Annotated in this window: 21 protein-coding genes; 12 read left to right on the forward strand and 9 right to left on the reverse strand. The window is 55.3% G+C overall.

Annotation, left to right across the window (positions count from 1 at the left end; all coding sequences use genetic code 11):
- Nucleotides 1–36: 36 nt before the first annotated feature.
- From murC to mutT, 9 genes are all read left to right on the forward strand, one after another.
- Nucleotides 37–1,512, forward strand: a complete 1,476-nt coding sequence (gene murC / locus HWQ15_RS12095; RefSeq protein ID WP_022647046.1) for a UDP-N-acetylmuramate--L-alanine ligase — start codon at nt 37–39, stop codon at nt 1,510–1,512.
- Nucleotides 1,505–2,425 carry a D-alanine--D-alanine ligase gene (locus HWQ15_RS12100; RefSeq protein ID WP_063148761.1) on the forward strand — a complete coding sequence of 307 codons (921 nt, stop codon included), beginning with the start codon at nt 1,505–1,507 and terminating at the stop codon, nt 2,423–2,425. The genes murC and HWQ15_RS12100 overlap by 8 nt, the downstream gene beginning before the upstream one ends.
- Nucleotide 2,426: 1 nt before the next feature.
- Complete coding sequence (gene ftsQ / locus HWQ15_RS12105) at nt 2,427–3,269, forward strand: cell division protein FtsQ (protein ID WP_003856342.1); 843 nt, start codon at nt 2,427–2,429, stop codon at nt 3,267–3,269.
- Nucleotides 3,266–4,522, forward strand: coding sequence for a cell division protein FtsA (gene ftsA / locus HWQ15_RS12110; protein ID WP_003856340.1), 1,257 nt, complete (start codon nt 3,266–3,268; stop codon nt 4,520–4,522). The genes ftsQ and ftsA overlap by 4 nt, the downstream gene beginning before the upstream one ends.
- A 64-nt stretch (nt 4,523–4,586) precedes the next feature.
- The gene (gene ftsZ, locus HWQ15_RS12115; protein WP_022647048.1) at nt 4,587–5,738 is read left to right on the forward strand and encodes a cell division protein FtsZ; all 1,152 of its coding nucleotides are present in this window, start codon (nt 4,587–4,589) and stop codon (nt 5,736–5,738) included.
- Between the two features lie 101 nt (nt 5,739–5,839).
- Nucleotides 5,840–6,757 (forward strand): UDP-3-O-acyl-N-acetylglucosamine deacetylase, encoded by a 918-nt coding sequence (gene lpxC, locus HWQ15_RS12120; protein WP_003856337.1) that lies wholly within the window; start codon nt 5,840–5,842, stop codon nt 6,755–6,757.
- 280 nt (nt 6,758–7,037) lie between these two features.
- Nucleotides 7,038–7,541 carry a secA translation cis-regulator SecM gene (gene secM, locus HWQ15_RS12125; protein ID WP_032625592.1) on the forward strand — a complete coding sequence of 168 codons (504 nt, stop codon included), beginning with the start codon at nt 7,038–7,040 and terminating at the stop codon, nt 7,539–7,541.
- 59 nt (nt 7,542–7,600) lie between these two features.
- Nucleotides 7,601–10,306, forward strand: coding sequence for a preprotein translocase subunit SecA (secA, locus tag HWQ15_RS12130; protein WP_022647050.1), 2,706 nt, complete (start codon nt 7,601–7,603; stop codon nt 10,304–10,306).
- Nucleotides 10,307–10,363: 57 nt separating this feature from the next.
- Nucleotides 10,364–10,756, forward strand: a complete 393-nt coding sequence (gene mutT, locus HWQ15_RS12135; protein ID WP_063148829.1) for an 8-oxo-dGTP diphosphatase MutT — start codon at nt 10,364–10,366, stop codon at nt 10,754–10,756.
- Nucleotides 10,757–10,790: 34 nt separating this feature from the next.
- Here the strand turns inward: mutT and yacG are convergent, their stop codons facing one another.
- From yacG to coaE, 3 genes are read right to left on the reverse strand one after another with little or no spacing between them, the layout of a single operon-like run.
- On the reverse strand, nt 10,791–10,985 hold the full coding sequence (gene yacG, locus HWQ15_RS12140) for a DNA gyrase inhibitor YacG (protein ID WP_003856332.1): 195 nt from the start codon (nt 10,983–10,985) through the stop codon (nt 10,791–10,793).
- A 9-nt stretch (nt 10,986–10,994) separates the two neighbouring features.
- Entirely contained in the window at nt 10,995–11,738 is a 744-nt protein-coding gene (gene zapD, locus HWQ15_RS12145) for a cell division protein ZapD (RefSeq protein ID WP_022647052.1), read from the reverse strand.
- The gene (coaE, locus tag HWQ15_RS12150; protein ID WP_022647053.1) at nt 11,738–12,358 is read right to left on the reverse strand and encodes a dephospho-CoA kinase; all 621 of its coding nucleotides are present in this window, start codon (nt 12,356–12,358) and stop codon (nt 11,738–11,740) included. Before coaE ends, zapD begins: the two co-directional genes overlap by 1 nt.
- A 228-nt stretch (nt 12,359–12,586) precedes the next feature.
- Between coaE and HWQ15_RS12155 the strand changes: the two genes are divergently transcribed.
- Entirely contained in the window at nt 12,587–13,630 is a 1,044-nt protein-coding gene (locus tag HWQ15_RS12155; protein ID WP_022647054.1) for a GMP reductase, read from the forward strand.
- A 33-nt stretch (nt 13,631–13,663) separates the two neighbouring features.
- Here the strand turns inward: HWQ15_RS12155 and hofC are convergent, their stop codons facing one another.
- The 4 genes from hofC to nadC form a co-directional block, all read right to left on the reverse strand.
- Nucleotides 13,664–14,848: a protein transport protein HofC gene (hofC, locus tag HWQ15_RS12160; RefSeq protein ID WP_063148763.1), complete on the reverse strand. Its 1,185-nt coding sequence runs from the start codon at nt 14,846–14,848 to the stop codon at nt 13,664–13,666.
- The gene (gspE, locus tag HWQ15_RS12165) at nt 14,838–16,217 is read right to left on the reverse strand and encodes a type II secretion system protein GspE (protein WP_063215966.1); all 1,380 of its coding nucleotides are present in this window, start codon (nt 16,215–16,217) and stop codon (nt 14,838–14,840) included. The genes hofC and gspE overlap by 11 nt, the downstream gene beginning before the upstream one ends.
- 12 nt (nt 16,218–16,229) lie before the next feature.
- Nucleotides 16,230–16,667 carry a prepilin peptidase-dependent pilin gene (gene ppdD / locus HWQ15_RS12170; protein ID WP_023299332.1) on the reverse strand — a complete coding sequence of 146 codons (438 nt, stop codon included), beginning with the start codon at nt 16,665–16,667 and terminating at the stop codon, nt 16,230–16,232.
- Between the two features lie 174 nt (nt 16,668–16,841).
- Nucleotides 16,842–17,735 carry a carboxylating nicotinate-nucleotide diphosphorylase gene (gene nadC, locus HWQ15_RS12175; RefSeq protein WP_022647058.1) on the reverse strand — a complete coding sequence of 298 codons (894 nt, stop codon included), beginning with the start codon at nt 17,733–17,735 and terminating at the stop codon, nt 16,842–16,844.
- An 87-nt stretch (nt 17,736–17,822) separates the two neighbouring features.
- On the opposite strand from nadC, the gene ampD reads away from it, so the two are divergent.
- Nucleotides 17,823–18,386: a 1,6-anhydro-N-acetylmuramyl-L-alanine amidase AmpD gene (gene ampD, locus HWQ15_RS12180; protein ID WP_022647059.1), complete on the forward strand. Its 564-nt coding sequence runs from the start codon at nt 17,823–17,825 to the stop codon at nt 18,384–18,386.
- A complete protein-coding gene (ampE, locus tag HWQ15_RS12185; protein ID WP_023299333.1) occupies nt 18,383–19,237 on the forward strand; it encodes a beta-lactamase regulator AmpE in 855 nt (284 codons plus the stop codon). The genes ampD and ampE overlap by 4 nt, the downstream gene beginning before the upstream one ends.
- A gap of 18 nt (nt 19,238–19,255) precedes the next feature.
- On the opposite strand, the gene HWQ15_RS12190 is transcribed toward ampE, so the two are convergent.
- A complete protein-coding gene (locus HWQ15_RS12190; RefSeq protein ID WP_058677779.1) occupies nt 19,256–20,206 on the reverse strand; it encodes a family 43 glycosylhydrolase in 951 nt (316 codons plus the stop codon).
- 10 nt (nt 20,207–20,216) lie between these two features.
- Entirely contained in the window at nt 20,217–21,614 is a 1,398-nt protein-coding gene (locus HWQ15_RS12195) for a glycoside-pentoside-hexuronide (GPH):cation symporter (protein WP_022647062.1), read from the reverse strand.
- Nucleotides 21,615–21,707: the final 93 nt, after the last annotated feature.

Consider the following 21,707-nt stretch of genomic DNA (forward strand, 5'->3'; position numbering starts at 1 on the left):
CACGATTTTTTTGAAGTAGTCGATGGCGTTTAGAGAATGAATACACAACAACTGGCAAAACTGCGTTCTATCGTGCCCGAGATGCGTCGCGTCCGGCACATTCACTTTGTCGGCATCGGTGGTGCTGGCATGGGCGGTATTGCCGAAGTGTTAGCTAACGAAGGCTATCAGATCAGCGGGTCTGACCTGGCGCCAAACCCTGTTACGCAGCAGCTGGCGTCGCTGGGGGCGACTATCTATTTCAATCATCGCCCGGAAAACGTGAGCGATGCGAGCGTGGTTGTAGTGTCCAGCGCGATCTCCGCGGATAACCCGGAAATCGTTGCGGCGCATGAGGCGCGCATTCCGGTGATCCGTCGCGCGGAAATGCTGGCTGAACTGATGCGTTTCCGTCACGGCATTGCGGTGGCCGGTACGCACGGTAAAACCACAACAACAGCGATGGTCTCCAGCATTTATGCGGAAGCGGGTCTCGACCCAACGTTCGTTAACGGTGGTCTGGTGAAAGCCGCTGGCGTGCATGCGCGTCTGGGCCACAGCCGTTATCTGATTGCGGAAGCGGATGAGAGCGACGCGTCGTTCCTGCATCTACAGCCAATGGTGGCTATCGTCACCAATATCGAAGCTGACCATATGGATACCTACCAGGGCGACTTCGAGAACTTAAAGCAGACCTTTATTAACTTCCTGCACAACCTGCCGTTCTATGGCCGTGCGGTGATGTGCGTGGACGACCCGGTGATCCGCGAGCTGCTGCCGCGCGTCGGGCGTCAAATTACCACCTACGGCTTCAGCGAAGACGCTGATGTACGCGTGGAAGATTATAAGCAGATTGGTGCGCAGGGACATTTCACCCTGGCACGCCAGGATAAAGAGCTCCTGCATGTCACCCTGAACGCGCCGGGACGTCACAATGCCTTGAATGCGGCGGCGGCGGTGGCTGTTGCAACGGAAGAAGGCATTGATGATGAGGCGATCCTGCGCGCGCTGGAAAGCTTCCAGGGAACGGGCCGTCGCTTCGACTTCCTGGGTGAGTTCCCACTGGAGCCAGTAAACGGTAAGCCAGGTTCTGCGATGCTGGTCGATGACTACGGTCACCATCCGACGGAGGTGGACGCAACCATCAAAGCGGCACGCGCGGGTTGGCCGGAAAAGAATCTGGTCATGATCTTCCAGCCGCACCGTTACACACGTACCCGCGATCTGTATGACGATTTTGCCAACGTCCTTTCGCAGGTCGATACCCTGCTGATGCTGGATGTTTATGCCGCGGGTGAAGCGCCGATTCCGGGCGCGGACAGTCGGTCTTTATGTCGTACCATCCGCGGACGCGGTAAAGTGGACCCTATCCTGGTCCCCGACCCGGTGCAGGTAGCTGAAATGCTTGCCCCGGTCCTGACGGGTAACGATCTGATCCTGATTCAGGGTGCGGGAAATATCGGCAAAATCGCCCGTACCTTAGCTGAAATCAAACTGAAGCCGCAAACTCAGGAGGACGAGCGTCATGGCTGATAAGATTGCTGTCCTGTTTGGCGGCACTTCCGCCGAACGCGAGGTTTCTCTGAATTCGGGCGCTGCCGTGCTGGCGGGCCTGCGTGAAGGTGGCATGGACGCGCATCCGGTTGATCCGAAAGAGGTGGACGTTACGCAGCTGAAAGCGATGGGCTTCGATAAAGCCTTTATCGCGTTGCATGGTCGCGGCGGTGAAGACGGCACGTTGCAGGGGCTGCTGGAGCTGATCGGTATGCCGTACACCGGCAGTGGCGTGATGGCATCCGCTATCTCCATGGATAAACTGCGCAGCAAACTGCTGTGGCAGGGGGCGGGTCTGCCCGTTGCGCCATGGGTTGCACTGACGCGCCGTGAATTTGAATTGGGCTTGTCGGACAGCGTTAATACACGCATTGCGTCACTGGGCTTACCGGTTATTGTGAAGCCTAGCCGTGAAGGGTCGAGCGTGGGAATGTCCAAAGTTGATAAAGCTGTAGATTTGGCTGACGCTTTAGCTCTGGCATTTCAACATGATGAAGAAGTTCTGATTGAAAAATGGCTTAGCGGGCCGGAATTTACCGTCGCGATGCTTGGTGAAGAAATTTTACCGTCAATTCGCATCCAACCCGCCGGAGTCTTCTATGATTATGAGGCGAAGTATCTCTCTGATGAGACGCAATATTTCTGCCCAGCTGGTCTTGAAGCACAACGTGAAGCGGAATTACAGTCTCTGGTGCTTAAAGCCTGGAATGTTTTGGGATGCCGAGGCTGGGGACGAATTGATGTGATGCTTGACGGTGACGGGCAATTTTATCTGCTGGAAGCAAACACGTCTCCGGGTATGACCAGCCATAGCCTTGTGCCGATGGCGGCGCGTCAGGCGGGAATGAGCTTCTCGCAATTAGTCGTACGTATTCTGGACCAGGCGGGCTGATATGTCTCAGGCTGCGTTGAACACGCGCAACCGCGATGACGAAGAAGAATATTCTTCTTCGCGCCGGAGTAATGGAACGCGTCTTGCAGGGATTATCTTCCTGCTCGGGGTGCTGTGCACCGTGTTTATCAGCGGCTGGATGGTGCTGGGCTGGATGGAAGACGCACAGCGGTTGCCGCTGTCGAAGCTGGTAGTGACCGGAGAGCGTCACTACACGCGTAACGATGACATTCGCCAGTCAATTCTGGCGCTGGGGTCGCCTGGCACCTTTATGACGCAGGACGTCAACATTATCCAGAGTCAGATTGAACGTCTGCCGTGGATAAAACAGGCGAGTGTCAGAAAGCAATGGCCTGATGAATTGAAGATTCATCTGGTTGAATATGTGCCGATTGCGCGTTGGAATGATCAGCATATGGTTGACGTAGACGGAAATTCGTTCAGCGTCCCGAGCGATCGTGTCAACAAGCAGAATTTACCGATGTTGTATGGCCCGGAAGGCAGCGAAAACGAAGTATTGCAGGGTTTTCGTGAGATGGGGCAGGTGCTGGCTAAGGATCGCTTTACGTTAAAAGATGCTGCGATGACGGCGCGCCGTTCCTGGCAGCTGACCTTAACGAATGGCATTAAGCTCAATCTTGGCCGCGGCGACACAATGAAACGTCTGGCGCGTTTTGTAGAACTTTACCCGGTTTTACAGCAGCAGGCGCAGACGGATGGCAAACGGATAAGCTACGTTGATTTGCGCTATGACTCAGGCGCAGCAGTCGGTTGGGAGCCGGCTCCGGTCGAGGAACCTAATCAGCAACAAAATCAGGCACAGGTACAGGCAGAACAACAATGATCAAGTCGACGGACAGAAAATTGGTAGTAGGACTGGAGATTGGCACCGCGAAGGTTGCCGCTTTGGTAGGGGAAGTTCTGCCCGACGGTATGGTCAATATCATTGGCGTGGGCAGCTGCCCTTCCCGTGGTATGGATAAAGGTGGGGTAAACGACCTTGAGTCGGTGGTGAAATGCGTTCAGCGCGCCATCGACCAGGCTGAATTGATGGCAGATTGCCAGATTTCCTCTGTCTATCTGGCTCTTTCTGGTAAGCACATCAGCTGCCAGAATGAAATCGGTATGGTGCCGATTTCTGAAGAAGAAGTGACGCAGGAAGACGTTGAGAACGTTGTCCACACGGCGAAATCTGTGCGTGTTCGCGACGAGCACCGTGTGCTGCATGTGATCCCGCAAGAATACGCGATCGACTACCAGGAAGGTATCAAGAATCCGGTCGGTCTGTCGGGCGTACGTATGCAGGCAAAAGTGCACCTGATCACATGTCACAACGATATGGCGAAGAACATTGTAAAAGCCGTTGAACGTTGTGGCCTGAAAGTTGACCAACTAATTTTCGCCGGACTTGCCGCGAGCTATTCCGTGCTGACCGAAGACGAACGTGAACTGGGCGTCTGTGTGGTCGATATTGGTGGTGGTACAATGGACATGGCTGTCTATACCGGCGGTGCGTTGCGCCACACCAAAGTGATCCCGTACGCCGGGAATGTGGTGACCAGCGATATCGCTTACGCCTTTGGTACGCCACCGAGCGATGCAGAGGCGATTAAAGTGCGCCACGGTTGCGCGCTGGGCTCTATCGTCGGCAAAGACGAGAGCGTTGAAGTGCCGAGCGTAGGCGGTCGACCGCCGCGCAGCCTGCAACGCCAGACGCTGGCAGAGGTAATTGAGCCGCGTTATACCGAGCTGCTCAACCTGGTCAACGAAGAGATTTTGCAGTTACAGGAACAGCTTCGCCAGCAGGGTGTGAAACATCATCTCGCAGCGGGGATTGTATTAACCGGCGGGGCAGCGCAAATTGAAGGTCTTGCGGCCTGCGCTCAGCGCGTGTTCCATACGCAGGTGCGTATTGGTGCGCCGCTGAATATTACCGGTTTAACGGATTATGCTCAGGAGCCGTACTATTCAACGGCGGTGGGCCTGCTGCACTACGGGAAAGAATCCCATTTAAGTGGTGAGGCAGAGGTGGAAAAACGCGTCTCGGTGGGGTCGTGGGTCAAACGACTTAACACCTGGTTGCGAAAAGAATTTTAATTTTTTAAGAGACCGGAGAGAATTAGCGGTCTCGGGCGACAGGCACAACGGAGAGAGAGAGATTATGTTTGAACCTATGGAATTAACCAACGACGCGGTGATTAAAGTCATCGGCGTCGGTGGCGGCGGCGGTAACGCCGTAGAGCACATGGTGCGCGAGCGCATCGAAGGTGTTGAATTCTTCGCGGTGAACACCGATGCGCAGGCGCTGCGTAAAACGGCTGTTGGCCAGACGATTCAGATCGGTGGTGGCATCACCAAAGGTCTGGGAGCAGGGGCTAACCCGGAAGTGGGCCGCAACGCGGCTGAAGAAGATCGTGAAGCGCTGCGCGCTGCACTGGACGGTGCAGACATGGTCTTCATCGCAGCGGGTATGGGCGGCGGTACAGGTACCGGTGCAGCACCCGTTGTGGCGGAAGTCGCTAAAGATTTAGGTATTCTGACCGTTGCTGTCGTGACCAAGCCTTTCAACTTTGAAGGTAAGAAGCGTATGGCTTTCGCGGAGCAGGGTATCACCGAGCTGTCCAAGCACGTGGACTCTCTGATTACCATTCCGAACGACAAGCTGCTGAAAGTGCTGGGTCGCGGTATCTCTCTGCTGGACGCCTTTGGCGCGGCAAACGACGTGCTGAAAGGCGCGGTTCAGGGTATCGCTGAACTGATTACCCGTCCTGGCCTGATGAACGTTGACTTTGCAGACGTTCGCACCGTGATGTCCGAGATGGGCTACGCGATGATGGGCTCTGGCGTGGCGAGCGGTGAAGACCGTGCGGAAGAAGCCGCTGAAATGGCGATCTCTTCTCCACTGCTGGAAGATATCGATCTGTCTGGCGCGCGCGGCGTGCTGGTCAACATTACCGCTGGCTTTGACCTGCGTCTGGATGAGTTCGAAACCGTGGGTAACACCATCCGTGCATTCGCCTCTGACAACGCGACCGTTGTTATCGGTACGTCCCTTGACCCGGAAATGAACGACGAACTGCGTGTGACTGTTGTGGCCACCGGTATCGGTATGGACAAGCGTCCTGAGATCACCCTCGTGACCAACAAACAGACTCAGCAGCCGGTGATGGATCGTTACCAGCAGCACGGTATGTCGCCTCTGACTCAGGAGCAAAAACCGGCTGCGAAAGTGGTGAACGACCCGACTCCACAAACGGCAAAAGAGCCAGATTATCTGGATATCCCGGCGTTCCTGCGTAAGCAAGCTGACTAAGAATTGGCTGGAATTTGGGGATTTGCGCTCTTTGTGCTAAACTGGCCCACCGTTAGTGATATACACTCTCGGTTGGATAGTTAATTTGGCGAGATTATACGATGATCAAACAAAGGACACTTAAACGTATCGTTCAGGCGACGGGTGTCGGTTTACATACCGGCAAGAAAGTCACACTGACGTTACGCCCTGCGCCGGCCAATACCGGGGTCATCTATCGTCGCACCGACTTGAATCCACCGGTAGATTTTCCGGCCGATGCCAAATCTGTGCGTGATACTATGCTCTGTACTTGTCTGGTGAACGAGCATGACGTGCGGATTTCTACCGTAGAGCACCTGAACGCCGCCCTGGCGGGTCTGGGTATCGACAACATTATGGTTGAAGTCGATGCGCCAGAAATCCCGATCATGGACGGGAGTGCTGCTCCGTTCGTTTATTTGTTGCTGGATGCCGGCATCGAAGAACTGAACTGCGCGAAGAAATTTGTTCGCATTAAAGAGACCGTTCGCGTCGAAGATGGCGACAAATGGGCTGAATTCAAACCGTACAATGGTTTCTCGTTGGACTTCACCATCGATTTTAACCATCCGGCGATTGACTCCAGCACCCAGCGCTATGCGATGAACTTCTCTGCGGATGCGTTCATGCGTCAGATCAGCCGAGCACGTACCTTCGGCTTTATGCGTGATATCGAATATCTGCAATCCCGTGGCCTGTGCCTGGGCGGCAGCTTCGATTGTGCCATCGTTGTTGACGATTATCGCGTACTGAACGAAGACGGTCTGCGTTTTGAAGATGAATTTGTTCGTCACAAAATGCTGGACGCGATCGGCGACCTCTTCATGTGTGGTCACAACATCATTGGTGCCTTTACCGCGTTTAAATCCGGTCATGCACTGAACAACAAACTGTTGCAGGCCGTCCTGGCAAAACAGGAAGCCTGGGAATATGTGACCTTCGAAGACGAAGCTGAACTGCCGCTGGCGTTCAAAGCCCCGACTATGGTCCTGGCGTAACGGTTAAAGCCGTTTCGTAAGAAAAGCGACTGGTTCACCTGGTACTCTCTCCGACCAGGGAAGCCAGTCGTTTTTATTTCTGCCCTTTCTGGATTTGTCTCTCTCACCCCTGGCCTGTGTTGGGTGCCAAATAACGGTGTGTTCGCTGCATTAATGACCGTTTTTACCTGCTGCAAGGTGTCATTCCTGCTGTCGTGTATTGGCTTTAGTGGTAATATCTGGGCGCTAAAAAAGAATAACTGAACTCAGCCTGCACTGGCGGGCGAACGTGGTGGAGCAAGTGAGCGGAATACTGACGCGCTGGCGACAATTTGGCAGACGTTACTTCTGGCCGCATCTCTTATTGGGGATGGTCGCGGCGAGTCTCGGCTTGCCTGTGCTCAGCAACAGCGCAGACGCGGCAACCCCAGCACGTTCCACGACGACCAAGCACGATCTCACCACGCGGGTTAACTTCACTAATCTCGCATGGCTTGAAGCCAGCCGTCGTCCCAATTTCTCCGTTGATTACTGGCAGCAACACGCGATTCGCACGGTTATTCGCCATCTGTCGTTCGCGATGGCGCCGCAGACGATGCCTGTTGCTGAAGAAACGCTGCCGGTCCAGGCTCAGCACCTTGCTCTGCTCGATACGCTCAATGCGCTTCTGACGCAGGACAACCAGCCGCCTGTGACCGTGAGTCAGACGGCGCAAACTGCTTTTTCTTCCCCCGCATCCTTCTCTGTTTCGACCTGGATTAGCCAGGTTCACGGCATCCGTGCCGGGCCTCAACGCCTCAGCTAAATTAACCCTTTTTCAATACCTTAATTTATCTGCCCGACTGGGGCGTTTGAGAATTTATTATGCTAATCAAATTGTTAACCAAAGTTTTTGGTAGTCGTAACGATCGTACCCTGCGCCGCATGCGCAAAGCTGTGAACGTCATCAACGGTATGGAACCGGCGATGGAGAAGCTCTCTGATGATGAACTGAAAGCAAAAACCGCGGAGTTCCGTGCGCGTCTGGAGAAAGGCGAAACCTTAGAAAGCCTGATCCCGGAAGCCTTTGCCGTAGTACGTGAGGCCAGTAAACGCGTGTTCGGCATGCGTCACTTCGACGTGCAGCTGCTGGGCGGGATGGTGCTCAACGAGCGCTGCATCGCGGAAATGCGTACCGGTGAAGGTAAAACCCTGACTGCAACGCTGCCGGCTTACCTGAATGCGCTGACGGGTAAGGGCGTTCACGTTGTTACCGTCAACGACTATCTGGCGCAACGCGACGCCGAAAATAACCGTCCACTGTTCGAATTCCTCGGCATGACCGTGGGCATTAACATGTCCGGTCTGCCGGCACCTGCCAAGCGTGAAGCGTATAACGCGGATATCACCTACGGCACCAACAACGAATACGGCTTCGACTACCTGCGTGACAACATGGCGTTCAGCCCTGAAGAGCGCGTCCAGCGTAAACTGCACTATGCGCTGGTGGATGAGGTTGACTCCATTCTGATCGATGAAGCGCGTACCCCGCTGATCATCTCCGGCCCGGCCGAAGACAGCTCCGAGATGTACCGTAAAGTCGACAAAATCATTCCTCACCTGCTGCGTCAGGAGAAAGAAGACTCCGATACCTTCCAGGGTGAAGGTCACTTCTCCGTGGATGAAAAAGCGCGTCAGGTCAACCTGACCGAACGCGGCCTGGTGAAAATCGAAGAGCTGCTGGTGGCTGAAGGCATTATGGAAGAGGGCGAGTCTCTGTACTCCCCGAGCAACATTATGCTGATGCACCACGTAACGGCTGCACTGCGCGCGCACGCCCTGTTCACCCGCGACGTTGACTACATCGTTAAAGACGGTGAAGTCATCATCGTCGATGAACACACCGGTCGTACCATGCAGGGACGTCGCTGGTCCGATGGTCTGCACCAGGCCGTGGAAGCGAAAGAAGGCGTGGATATTCAGAACGAAAACCAGACGCTGGCCTCCATCACCTTCCAGAACTACTTCCGTCTGTACGAGAAGTTGGCGGGGATGACCGGTACCGCAGATACCGAAGCGTTTGAGTTTAGCTCCATCTATAAGCTGGATACCGTGGTAGTACCAACCAACCGTCCAATGATCCGTAAGGATATGCCTGACCTGGTATACATGACCGAAGCGGAAAAAATCCAGGCGATCATCGAAGATATTCGCGATCGTACCGCGAAGGGCCAGCCGGTTCTGGTGGGGACCATCTCCATCGAGAAATCTGAAGTGGTGTCTAACGAGCTGACCAAGGCGGGCATCAAGCACAACGTGCTGAACGCCAAGTTCCACGCTAAAGAAGCAGATATCGTTGCGCAGGCGGGTTACCCGGCTGCCGTAACCATCGCTACCAACATGGCGGGTCGTGGTACCGATATTATGCTCGGCGGTAGCTGGCAGGCCGAAGTGGCCGAGCTGGAAAACCCAACCCCGGAGCAAATCGCGCAGATCAAAGCCGACTGGCAGGTGCGTCACGACGCGGTGCTGGCATCCGGTGGTCTGCACATCATTGGTACCGAGCGTCATGAATCTCGTCGTATCGATAACCAGCTGCGCGGTCGTGCGGGCCGTCAGGGTGATGCCGGTTCTTCCCGTTTCTATCTGTCTATGGAAGATGCGCTGATGCGTATTTTCGCCTCTGACCGTGTGTCCGGCATGATGCGTAAACTGGGCATGAAACCAGGCGAAGCGATCGAGCACCCGTGGGTTACCAAAGCGATTGCCAACGCCCAGCGTAAAGTAGAAAGCCGCAACTTCGATATTCGTAAGCAGCTGCTGGAATATGATGACGTTGCCAACGACCAGCGTCGTGCAATCTATACCCAGCGTAACGAACTGCTGGACGTGTCCGACGTGAGCGAAACCATCAACAGCATTCGCGAAGATGTGTTCAAAGCCACTATCGACGCGCACATTCCACCGCAGTCTCTGGAAGAGATGTGGGATATCGAAGGCCTGCAGGAACGTCTGAAAAACGACTTCGACCTCGAACTGCCAATCAAAGAGTGGCTGGACAAAGAGCCTGAGCTGCACGAAGAGACCCTGCGCGAGCGTATCTACGAAACCGCGCTGGACGTCTATAAGCGTAAGGAAGAAGTGGTTGGCGCTGAGATGATGCGTCACTTCGAGAAAGGCGTAATGTTGCAGACCCTGGACTCCCTGTGGAAAGAGCACCTGGCGGCAATGGACTACCTGCGTCAGGGTATCCACCTGCGTGGTTATGCGCAGAAAGATCCGAAGCAGGAGTACAAGCGTGAATCCTTCTCCATGTTTGCTGCCATGCTGGAGTCGCTGAAGTATGAAGTCATCAGCACTCTGAGCAAAGTTCAGGTGCGTATGCCGGAAGAAGTGGAAGCGATGGAGCAGCAGCGTCGTGAAGAAGCTGAGCGTCTGGCACAGATGCAGCAGCTGAGCCATCAGACCGATGAGAGCGAAGCCGCAGCAGCAATCGCAGCGCAAACGGGCGATCGTAAAGTCGGTCGTAACGATCCGTGCCCATGCGGTTCCGGCAAAAAATACAAGGCGTGCCACGGCCGCCTGAGCTAAGAACATAACAAACCGAAAAGGCGCAGATATCTGCGCCTTTTTTATGGACGTGACATGATGAAAACACTGCAAATTGCTGTCGGGATCATTCGCAACCCGCAAAACCAGATCTTCATTACCCAACGTGCCGCCGATGCGCATATGGCCAACAAATGGGAATTCCCCGGCGGGAAAATCGAATCAGGTGAAACGCCGGAGCAGGCGCTGGCGCGTGAGCTTCAGGAAGAGGTGGGGATCACCCCGCTTGACGCAACGCTGTTCGATAAGCTGGAGTACCAGTTTCCGGACAGGCACATCACGCTCTGGTTCTGGCTGGTGGAAAACTGGGAAGGTGAGCCATGGGGAAAAGAGGGGCAGCCGGGTAACTGGATTGAGCTTCAGGCCAGCGATGCGGAAAAATTCCCGCCTGCCAATGAGCCTGTGATCCTCCGGCTGGTCGCACAACCGTAGGCCTGCTAAGCGAAGCGCCAGCAGGCTTTAAATGTTACTGCTGGTTTTCGCTCCAGTCATCGCTATCCGAGAGATCGCCTTCGCTCGGAATGCGTTTCTCTTCCGCCGCCCATTCGCCCAGGTCTATAAGTTGACAGCGTTTGCAGCAGAATGGGCGAAATGGACTCACTTCTCCCCAGACGACAGTTTTACCACAGGTTGGGCAGTTTACGGTGGTTACGTCAGACATCGGCACTCCTTAACAACAGGCCAGTTCAAAATCGAGGCGTTCCGGCACGGTGCCATGCTCACTGTCCAGCGGCATAAAGCGGATCGCGAAACGGCTTTTATGTCCGGAAATTTGCGGGTAAAGCTGCTCGCCAAGAGAGAGATTCAAACGCAGAAGATCGGCGTCGTCGCCGTTATCCTGATAAAAACCGTTGAGACTGGTCTGCTTGCGGAACGGGGCAGAGTTACGCACAAGATCGAGGATCAGGGATAACGTTTGATTCATCGGCTCCAGACTGCCCATCCAGCTGTTCACCTGGCGATCGCGCTGTTCCTGCGGCATGTGCAGCCACATATGCAGCGTTGGAAGGTCAAAGCTACAGCAACCGCCCGGTATGCTCAGACGCTGACGCACCAGCGCAATCAGACGGTCCTCGCGTAAAAATTGTCCAACGCGCGGCGCGGCCATCAGCGTCGCGCTGCTGTTTTTTAGCTGCTGGCGTAAAGCGTCAATTCGACTTTTATCTACGCCCGGTACTTCGGCCCAGGCCTGTAATTTACGCTGCTGGCGCTCCAGCTCTTTCAACAGCTCAGTGCGGACATCGCCGCGTTCAATCACATCCAGCAGATCGCCCACGTTGCGGAAAAAATGCAGCGCGGTGGCATGATCGTTGACGGGCAGATGTTGTGAAAGTTGTTGAATTAGAAATTCTATGCGTAGCCAGGTACGCATTTTTTCGTTAAGCGGATGCTCAAAAAGGATATGAGTCGACATTATGGTTTTTCCTGTGCAACGGCCTGCGCGGCGAAGGTCAGATACTGCGCGTGCAGACGAGCAACATCCGATGCAATGGCATCTGGTGCGCCGTTATTATCAATAACATCATCCGCAACGGCGAGGCGCGCTTCGCGCGTGGCCTGTGCGGCAAGAATTTGTTCAGCATGCTCGCGTGAAACATGGTCACGCGCCATGGTTCTCTGGATTTGCGTTTCGCGGGAAACGTCAATCACCAGCGTTCTGTCCGCCTTATTCTGTAGCTGATTTTCCACCAGTAACGGGATCACCCACAACACATAGGGCGAACTGGCTGCGGCAATCTGACGCTGAGTTTCCTGGTGGATAATGGGGTGGAGCAGGGCATTAAGCCAGGCTTTTTCCGCCGGATCGGAAAATATGCACTCACGCAGCTGCCGACGATTCAGGGTGCCGTCAGCCTGTATCACACGGCGACCAAAATGCGCTTCGATGGCGTTTAAGGCGGGTGTATTGGGTTCTACCACCTGACGGGCAATGATATCGGCGTCGATAATCGTGATGCCGAGACGAGCAAACGCGTGCGCAACGGTGCTTTTACCACTACCGATGCCGCCGGTTAATGCGACGATATACCCCATTAAATCAGATCCTGGGAATTATTCAGTTTTAAAATCAGTTGCTTAAAATTCAAACTTACAACAGCCAATGTTTAGCTCTCTTTACCCGCTTTTTACCAGGTAAATTTATAGGATTGTAGCGTAAAAAAAGAGAATTTCGCAGTCTTGCGGAGCAGGTATTAGTGCGTATGATAGCGTCACTGGAGTTGTGCTTTTAATATATTTGCCTCTAACCCCAGGAATCCGCACATGCGTATTGAAGAAGATCTGAAGTTAGGTTTCAAAGACGTTCTTATCCGCCCTAAACGCTCTACACTGAAAAGTCGCTCAGACGTTGAACTCGAACGTCAATTCACCTTTAAGCATTCCGGTCAGACGTGGTCTGGCGTGCCGATTATCGCGGCCAACATGGACACCGTCGGGACCTTCGAGATGGCGACCGCGCTGGCGCAATTCGACATCCTTACTGCGGTACATAAACACTACAGCCCTGAGGAGTGGAATGCGTTTGTCGCCTCCGCCTCGGCTGACGTGGTGAAGCATGTGATGGTCTCGACCGGTACGTCTGATGCAGATTTCGAGAAAACCAAACAGATCCTGAACGCCAATCCGGCGCTGAATTTTGTCTGCATTGACGTGGCAAATGGTTATTCCGAGCATTTCGTCCAGTTCGTCAGCAAGGCGCGTGAAGCTTGGCCAACCAAAACCATCATCGCGGGCAACGTGGTGACCGGTGAAATGTGTGAAGAGCTGATCCTCTCCGGGGCCGACATTGTGAAAGTGGGCATTGGCCCGGGCTCCGTTTGCACCACGCGCGTGAAAACCGGTGTGGGTTATCCGCAGCTGTCTGCGGTAATTGAATGCGCTGACGCCGCGCACGGTCTGGGCGGCCAGATCATCAGCGACGGTGGCTGCACCATGCCAGGCGATGTGGCGAAAGCCTTCGGCGGCGGCGCGGACTTCGTGATGCTCGGCGGCATGCTGGCAGGCCACGAAGAGAGCGGCGGTACCGTGGTGGAAGAGAACGGTGAGAAATTCATGCTGTTCTACGGAATGAGCTCTGAATCTGCGATGACCCGTCACGTGGGTGGTGTCGCGAAATACCGTGCGGCGGAAGGTAAAACCGTGAAGCTGCCACTGCGCGGCCCGGTCGAAAACACGGCGCGCGATATCCTCGGCGGTCTGCGTTCTGCCTGCACCTACGTGGGGGCTTCCCGCCTGAAAGAGCTGACGAAACGCACGACGTTTATCCGCGTTCAGGAGCAGGAAAACCGCGTATTTAATAGCCTCTGACGGCTACGGCTGGCGCGCGTCCGTGCGCCAGCATTACCCCGCGCTCATTGCATCCCCCAGATGGAAAATCGGCAGATACATTGCCACCACCAGCGTGCCAATAATCAGACCTGTCACGACCAGTAGAAAAGGCTCAAGAAGCGCCGCCAGATTGTCTGCCTGCTGGAATGTCTGTTCCGTATGATGGCGGGCCAGATTCATCAGCATCACATCCAGTGAACCCGATACTTCTCCGGTGCGAATGAGCTGAATACACAGTGGCGTAAAAACAGAGGCCTTCTGGAAGGAGGACCACACGGGCATCCCCTGTTCGATATCGCTGCGTATCTCACGGAGTTTCTCCTGCCAGTAGCCACTCTCAACGGTCTCCTCCACACTCTCCACTCCTTGTAAAAAAGCAATTCCAGCCTGCTGGGTTAATGACAGCACGGTAAAAATTTGCCCCAGTTTTTGCCCACGCATCAGCGTGCCCATCACAGGTACATGTAACAGGACGTACTGCCAGCGCGGATGCCGCCGCAGCTTACAGGCGATGACAACCATTGCCACGAGCAGGGCCAAAAGGGTGAGGATATGTGCCTGAACCAGGGCCGCCAGCCCCATGACTGCCTGCGTGAGCAAAGGGAGCGGGGTGTTGAACGTTTTGTAGATTGCAGCAAACTCAGGCAACACCAGCGTGACCATCGCCAGCACCACGAAAACGGCCAGCGTCAGGATGATCAGCGGATAGCGCAGCGCTTTCTTCACCTTTGCACTGAGCTGCTGCTGGGATTTTTGCTGCAGCGCAAGCTGACGGCAGCAGGCTTCGAGCTTACCCGTCAGCTCACCCGTCTTCACCATCGAGACATAAAGGGGGCTAAACACCTCTGGCCATTTCTTCATGGCCTCTGACAGGGCGCAACCTTCGCTCAGGTCATCAGCAAGACTGTGCAGCAGCGCCTGCCAGTGCTTCAAAGGATGCTGTTCCGCCAGCATGTGCAGGCTTTGGGACAGCGTGAGTCCGGCCTGTAGCAGCGTGGCGAGCTGGCGAAAAATATCGTAGCAGTGCTGCACCTGCCATCGGTGGCGCTGCTGGCAGCGTTTTAGCGCCAGCGGGTGCAGTTGTTTAAGCACCAGAGCCGTGTAAGCTGCGTTACGGTCGATGGCCCAGAGGGTGCCGGTTTGCACCTCCCCCTCGGTGGTCAGGGCACGCCAGCGCCAGAGCGAATTAGCAGCCATCGGGCATTCCCAGGACGCGCAACAGCTCTTCGAGCGTGGTCAGCCCTTGCTCCACGGCCATGCAGCCGTGCTCAAACAAAGATGTCATTCCCGCCTGACGAGCGCTTGACCCAATCACCTCCGTGCTTGCTCCGCTGGCGATGGCCTGCCGCAGCGTGTCGTCGATGACGAGCACTTCAAAAATGGCTACGCGACCATAAAAACCGTGGTAGCAGCGCTCGCAACCGGTGGGTTGCCAGCGAGGAAGCTGCCGGGGCCACAGCGTGCGAGGTAATTCGGTGTGGCGGCTGGCTTCCTGTCGGCAGTACGGGCATAAACGACGCACCAGCCGCTGGGCAATCACCATCGAGAGCGCCGAAGAGATCATCCAGCGCGCGACGCCCATCTGTTGCAGCCGTACCAGCGTTTCAGTCGTCGAATTAGTATGGAGGGTGGACAGCACCAGATGCCCGGTTTGCGCCGCCTTAATGGCAATTTCTGCCGTTTCGCCGTCACGAATTTCACCCACCATAATGATGTCAGGATCCTGCCTGAGCAGGGCACGCAGCACGCTCTGGAAGGTCAGCCCCGCGCGCGGATTAATCTGCGTCTGGTTTAAGCCTGCAAGCGGGATTTCAACGGGATCTTCCACGCTGCAAATATTAACGTCAGGGGTATTTCGCGCCTGTAACGCACTGTACAGCGTCACCGTTTTCCCGCTACCGGTCGGGCCGGTGACCAGAATCAACCCCTGAGGGCTGTTAAGCGCCCCGGCAAAACGGGCCTGCTGGTCTGCACTCATCCCCAGCAGTTCAAGCTCCAGTGCCTGCTGTACCTGGTGAAGCAGACGAAGCACGATTTTTTCTCCACCGCTACAGGGAAGGGTTGCGATACGAAAAGAGACGGGGACGCTTGCCAGCTCCACCGTAAACTGACCGTCCTGCGGCAGGCGGCGCTCCGCAATATCCAGTTGGCCCAGCACCTTCAGGCGTGCGGCAAGCGTCGTACCGAGGGCGGCGGAAACCGGCGGTTGCGGGTAGAGAACACCGTCGATTCGCAAACGGATCTGGTAGCCGTGCTCAGTCGGTTCAATATGGATGTCAGAAGCCCGCTGGTTCACTGCCTGCTGCAACGTTGTACTGAGCACGTCAGCGGCTGAGTTTGGCACTATTCCCGGCAGGTGTGATGATGAGAGGGACTGAAGCCGTTTTTCCATCCGTTCGGCCGTCCAGCACTCAATATCAATACGTTTCTGCGTGGCGAAGCGTAACGCTTCCATCAGCTCAGAGGCAGGATTACCCACCACCGCAATGCTGATCATCTCGGTGTCGCTTGCGAGTAGCAGTGCGTGATGGCGCTGACAGAGCGTCATAAGCTGTTCGGTATTCATTGTCCACTCCTGTCAGTTGTTGTCGAAGCGGAAAACATCTTCACAGGCTTGTCTGAGCGCCGTGTCGGACGCAATGTTGCAGGCACGCGTCCAGCCCGTCATACCGTTACCGTCGCTCCAGATCGGTGTCATGAGCACTTCAAGTCCGTTAAGACTCTCCTGTCCTGTTAACGATACGACCCCCTTCGCCACGCTCATCGCTGAAACGTAACGCGTTGTAGTCGGGGAGGGGATACCATTGGTTCCTGCGTCGCAGCGATCCACACCACCACGATCCAGGGCGCAAAGCTCAATAGCGGTGCGGTAGGGAATGAACGTTTGAAGCATATCGGTGAGCGCTGCTTTTCGCAGGTAGTTCTGATAAGCCGGGATGCCAATCGCGCTCAGGATGGCAATAATGCCAATGACCACCATTAACTCAATCAGGGTAAATCCTTGTTGTCTGTTCATATCTGCTCCTTACGTTAAGTGGCGCTACTGTGGCAGTACCGGCGCGCAGAAACGAGGGGCAAAAGCGCGAACGTGAAAGGGCTTTCAGGGAAATGATTCAGTGTTGCAGAGAAGGACAGCGTAATTGCGAGCGGTTTCGTATTTCCCCTCTCCGGGCGGAGAGGGGAAGATCAGTTATTTGAAGCGCATCGAGAGGTCCAGGGCACGTACGTGCTTGGTCAGGGCTCCCACGGAGATATAATCGACGCCGGTTTCAGCAAATTCGCGGAGGGTGTCGAACGTCACGTTGCCGGACACCTCAAGCTGCGCCTGGCCGTTTGTGCGTTTGACCGCTTCACGCATCTGCTCCGTGTCGAAGTTATCGAGCATGATGATGTCAGCCCCCGCTTTAATGGCCTCGTCCAGCTCATCCAGCGTTTCCACTTCCACCTCAACCGGCACATCCGGATGCAGCCAGAAGGCTTTTTCCACGGCCTGACGTACCGAGCCAGAGGCAATAATGTGGTTCTCTTTGATCAGGAAGGCATCGGATAGCCCCAGACGATGGTTGGCGCCGCCACCGCAGAGCACGGCGTATTTCAGCGCGGTGCGCAGGCCCGGCAGGGTTTTACGGGTATCCAGCAGCTGCGTGCGGGTGCCTGCCAGCAGGTCAACGTAGCGGCGTACTTCACTGGCAACGCCAGAGAGCGTTTGCACAAAATTGAGCGCGGTGCGTTCACCGGTCAGCAAGACGCGGGACGGGCCGTCCAGCTCGAACAGTGGCTGATTTGCCGTGACCGCATCACCGTCCTCAACGTGCCATGTTACCTGCACCTCGTCGCCCGCCAGCTGGGTAAAGACCTCCTCAACCCAGCGTTTGCCGCAGAAAACCCCCGCTTCGCGGGTGATGACTACCGCGTGCGACCGTGTCTCTTTTGGCAACAATTGGGCGGTAATATCGTTATCGGCACTGACGTCACCGCCGAGGTCTTCTCTCAGGGCATGGGCAACGCTTGCCGGGATATCACTATTAATACGTTCCAGAAGCGCGTCACGTCGGTGGTCGGGGTTATAGCGGCGAGGCGGCATGATAAAACTCCAAATTGGTAACGAATCATAATATTGAAACATGCTACTCTGAACCGAGTAACAGCACCATAGATAAGGAGTTCCAGCATGTTGTTAGAAAACGGATGGCTGGTGGACGCGCGACATGTACCGTCGCCGCACCACGATTGCCGCCCGGAGGATGAAAAGCCCACACTGCTGGTGGTTCACAACATAAGTCTCCCGCCAGGTGAGTTTGGCGGTCCGTGGATCGACGCGTTATTCACGGGAACGATAGATCCCGATGCTCATCCTTACTTTGCTGAGATTGCGCATTTGCGCGTATCGGCGCACTGCCTGATCCGCCGTGATGGCGAAGTGGTTCAGTATGTTCCTTTTGATAAGCGAGCCTGGCATGCCGGCGTGTCGATGTATCAGGGGCGCGAGCGGTGCAATGATTTCTCCATTGGAATTGAACTGGAAGGAACGGACACCACGCCTTACACCGATGCGCAATATCAGAAACTGGTTGCTGTGACGCAAACTTTAGTGGGGCTTTATCCCGCCATTGCAGACAATATTACGGGGCACAGCGACATCGCCCCCGAAAGAAAAACCGACCCCGGCCCGGCGTTTGACTGGTCCCGGTTTCACGCCATGCTTACCACGTCGTCAGATAAGGAGATAACATGACGTTGTTTACCATGCTGCTGGTTATGATCGCCGAACGCCTGTTTAAGCTCGGCGAGCACTGGCATCTGGATCATCGGCTGGAAGTGTTATTCCGCCGGATCAGGCATTTTTCCATGCTACGCACGCTGCTTATGACGGCAGGTGTGATGGTGATTACGTTCCTGTTGCTACGCTCACTTTACGGCCTCTTTTTCAACGTGCCGCTGCTGGTGGTATGGATACTGCTGGGCGTGTTGTGTATTGGCGCGGGCAAGGTGCGTTTGCACTATCACGCGTATCTGAAAGCTGCTTCCCGGGATGATGTCCACGCGCGCGGCGCGATGGCGAGCGAGCTGACGATGATCCACGGCGTACCGCCGGACTGCGATGAACGCGAATTTCTGCGCGAGCTACAAAACGCGCTGCTGTGGATTAACTTCCGTTACTACCTGGCGCCGCTGTTCTGGTTTGTGGTGGGCGGTCCATGGGGACCAGTACTGCTGATGGGCTATGCTTTTCTGCGCGCCTGGCAGACCTGGCTTGCCCGCTACCTTACGCCGCATGAACGTCTCCAGTCCGGCATTGATGCCATTCTGCACGTGCTCGACTGGCTTCCGGTGCGACTGGTCGGCGTGGTCTATGCCCTCATCGGTCACGGTGAAAAGGCGTTGCCAGCGTGGTTTGCCTCCCTTGCAGACCGCCATACCGCGCAGTATCAGGTCTTAACCCGACTGGCTCAATTCTCGCTGGCTCGCGAGCCGCACACGAACAAAGTCGAAACGCCTAAAGCTGCCGTCTCGATGGCGAAAAAAACGTCGTTTGTGGTGGTGGTGATTGTGGCGTTGCTGACGATTTACGGCACGCTGGTCTGACCCAGCGCGCCGAAGCCGTTACAGCGTATCCGCAGGCGGGATGCCGAAATCAGGCATCCCGTTGTCGTCCCAGCGGACGAGCTTCAGGCGAGTGTGGCGATTCGGATCGTAAAGCGGATCGCCTTCAATTTCAGTGTAGTTTCGCGCGTGGTAGACCAGCACATCGTCGCCTTCCGGCGTCTGCGTAAAGCTGTTATGGCCTGGTCCATACTGACGGTTTTCGTAGCTGGTGACGAACACCGGGCGCGGGGATTTATGCCAGTTAGTCGGGTTTTGCGGATCGGCATCTACGTCTATCCACAGTAATCCCATGCAGTAATTCTCGTCGGTGGCGCTGGCGGAATAGCTGATAAATAGCTTATCGCCATGGAACAGCACCGCCGGGCCTTCGTTGACCCAGAATCCGCGGCACTCCCAGTCATATTCCGGTTTACTGAGCATCACCGGCTCGCCTTTCAGCGTCCACGGATTTTCCATTTCACACAGGTAAAGATTGGAGTTACCGGAAATGTCCGGGGCTTTTTGCGCCCACAGATACCAGCGTTTGCCCTGATGCACAAAGGTAGTGGCATCCAGCGCGAAGGTGTCAAACGGGGTTTTGATTTGCCCTTTTTCCACCCATGTACCGGTGAGCGGATCGCGATCTGCGCATTCAATGGCGAACATGCGATGCTGGAACATCCCGAGTTCGTCGAGCGCCTGGGTATGTGTGGCGGCAAAGTAGATGTACCACTTGCCGTCGATATGATGCAGTTCCGGTGCCCAGATCAGCTGGCTCATCGGGCCGGTGTCGGGCTTGCGCCAGACAACTACCTCTTCGGCATTGCCTAAATCTTCCAGCGAGTCCGCGCGGCGGATCGCCAGCCGGTCATACTCCGGCACGGAGGCGATAAAGTAATATTGTCCTTCGTGGCGCAGGATATACGGGTCGGCGCGTTGTTCAATAAACGGGTTTGGCCAGGTTTGCATTCGGCTTTCCTTATTTAGTCTCAGCGGCTTTAAATTCCTGATAGTCGCTCAGTTCACGATAGTTGGTGCGACGCTTCTCCAGATCGGACTGGATTTGCTTCATGGTCTCACGGTCCACTTTCAGCAGACGTACAACGCCCGCGGTAATTAAATATCCAATGCCAGGAATGACGGTAAAGAGCAGCACAATGCCGTTGATGGCATCCGCGCTCTGCGCTTTTGCGCCCGCGTCATAACCGTACCAGGAGAGCAGGAAGCCAACCATCGCCCCGGCAATCGCCAGACCCAGCTTCAGGAAGAAGATGTTGCCGGAGAAGCTTATCCCGGTGATACGTTTCCCGGTTTTCCATTCACCGTAGTCGTCCACGTCGGCCATCAGTGACCAGTGCAGAGGGGATGGGATCTGGTGCAGGATATTCAGCAGGACGTAAAGCACAACAATGGTTGTCGTCGCTTTCGGGTCGAAGAAGTAGAAGGCGCAGGAGAAAATCGCCAGCGCGATGTTGGTCCAGAAGAAGACCTTCAGCTTGCACCAGCGGTCGGTCAGCACTTTCGCCAGCATACTGCCGAACATCATGCCGACAACGCCCAGGCTGATAAACAGCGTGGCGAAATGGGTGCTTTGCCCCATTACCCAGGTGACGTAATACATGGTGGCCGCCATGCGGATAAAGCCCGGGCAGACGTTGCAGAGCGTCAGAAGCAGAATGCGCACCCACTGGTCATTCTTCCACACATCCTTCAGGTCGTTTTTCAGTTCGTCGTGGGTTTGTACAGCCGGGCGAACGCGCTCGCGCACCGTGGCGAAGCAGAACAGGAACATGCAGGTACCAATCAGCGCCAGCACGGTCATCGCCATCTGGTAGCCTTTGGCTTTGTTATCCCCACCGAACCAGTCGGCCATTGGCAGGAGCGTAAGCGACAGCAGCAGCGTGGCGATACCGACCATAACAAAACGATAGGACTGGCAGGCAACGCGCTCTTTCGGGTCGTTGGTGATTACGCCGCCGAGCGAGCAGTACGGAATGTTGATGGCGGTATAGGTCAGCGACAGCAGGAAGTAGGTGACAAATGCATAGATAACTTTGCTGTTATAGCTCCACTCTGGGGTGGTGAACATCAGGATGCTGAACAGCGCATAGGGGAAGGCAATCCACAGTAGCCATGGACGAAATCGGCCATATTTGCTGCGGGTACGGTCGGCAATCGCGCCCATGATTGGGTCCGTTACGGCGTCAATCACGCGAACGGACAGCAGCAGTACCCCAACCAGCGCAGGCGCCAGACCAAAAATATCCGTATAAAAATAGTTAACAAATAACATGATGGCGCCAAAGATAATGTTGCATCCGGCGTCACCCATGCCATAGCCGATCTTTTCTTTTACTGACAGTTTGTTGTTATCCATCGACAGATCTCCGGGTTTCGGTATGGAGAGAATTATTCGCTGGCAAACGGATATATGCGTTGCAATATAAGGGCGGTGATATGGAGGATTTTG

The organism is Enterobacter sp. DSM 30060, assembly GCF_013375955.1.
GTDB classification, from domain to species: Bacteria; Pseudomonadota; Gammaproteobacteria; order Enterobacterales; family Enterobacteriaceae; genus Enterobacter; species Enterobacter intestinihominis.

What these genes read in the sequence shown, in the direction of transcription:
- mutT (WP_063148829.1), top strand. Translation starts at nt 10,364, where the DNA reads ATGAAAACACTGCAAATTGCTGTCGGGATCATTCGCAACCCGCAAAAC.
- ftsA (WP_003856340.1), top strand. Translation starts at nt 3,266, where the DNA reads ATGATCAAGTCGACGGACAGAAAATTGGTAGTAGGACTGGAGATTGGC.
- HWQ15_RS12190 (WP_058677779.1), bottom strand. Translation starts at nt 20,206, where the DNA reads ATGCAAACCTGGCCAAACCCGTTTATTGAACAACGCGCCGACCCGTAT.
- HWQ15_RS12155 (WP_022647054.1), top strand. Translation starts at nt 12,587, where the DNA reads ATGCGTATTGAAGAAGATCTGAAGTTAGGTTTCAAAGACGTTCTTATC.
- yacG (WP_003856332.1), bottom strand. Translation starts at nt 10,985, where the DNA reads ATGTCTGACGTAACCACCGTAAACTGCCCAACCTGTGGTAAAACTGTC.
- gspE (WP_063215966.1), bottom strand. Translation starts at nt 16,217, where the DNA reads ATGAATACCGAACAGCTTATGACGCTCTGTCAGCGCCATCACGCACTG.
- ppdD (WP_023299332.1), bottom strand. Translation starts at nt 16,667, where the DNA reads ATGAACAGACAACAAGGATTTACCCTGATTGAGTTAATGGTGGTCATT.
- ftsZ (WP_022647048.1), top strand. Translation starts at nt 4,587, where the DNA reads ATGTTTGAACCTATGGAATTAACCAACGACGCGGTGATTAAAGTCATC.
- hofC (WP_063148763.1), bottom strand. Translation starts at nt 14,848, where the DNA reads ATGGCTGCTAATTCGCTCTGGCGCTGGCGTGCCCTGACCACCGAGGGG.
- ampD (WP_022647059.1), top strand. Translation starts at nt 17,823, where the DNA reads ATGTTGTTAGAAAACGGATGGCTGGTGGACGCGCGACATGTACCGTCG.
- HWQ15_RS12100 (WP_063148761.1), top strand. Translation starts at nt 1,505, where the DNA reads ATGGCTGATAAGATTGCTGTCCTGTTTGGCGGCACTTCCGCCGAACGC.
- HWQ15_RS12195 (WP_022647062.1), bottom strand. Translation starts at nt 21,614, where the DNA reads ATGGATAACAACAAACTGTCAGTAAAAGAAAAGATCGGCTATGGCATG.
- ampE (WP_023299333.1), top strand. Translation starts at nt 18,383, where the DNA reads ATGACGTTGTTTACCATGCTGCTGGTTATGATCGCCGAACGCCTGTTT.
- nadC (WP_022647058.1), bottom strand. Translation starts at nt 17,735, where the DNA reads ATGCCGCCTCGCCGCTATAACCCCGACCACCGACGTGACGCGCTTCTG.
- zapD (WP_022647052.1), bottom strand. Translation starts at nt 11,738, where the DNA reads ATGTCGACTCATATCCTTTTTGAGCATCCGCTTAACGAAAAAATGCGT.
- lpxC (WP_003856337.1), top strand. Translation starts at nt 5,840, where the DNA reads ATGATCAAACAAAGGACACTTAAACGTATCGTTCAGGCGACGGGTGTC.
- ftsQ (WP_003856342.1), top strand. Translation starts at nt 2,427, where the DNA reads ATGTCTCAGGCTGCGTTGAACACGCGCAACCGCGATGACGAAGAAGAA.
- coaE (WP_022647053.1), bottom strand. Translation starts at nt 12,358, where the DNA reads ATGGGGTATATCGTCGCATTAACCGGCGGCATCGGTAGTGGTAAAAGC.
- secA (WP_022647050.1), top strand. Translation starts at nt 7,601, where the DNA reads ATGCTAATCAAATTGTTAACCAAAGTTTTTGGTAGTCGTAACGATCGT.
- murC (WP_022647046.1), top strand. Translation starts at nt 37, where the DNA reads ATGAATACACAACAACTGGCAAAACTGCGTTCTATCGTGCCCGAGATG.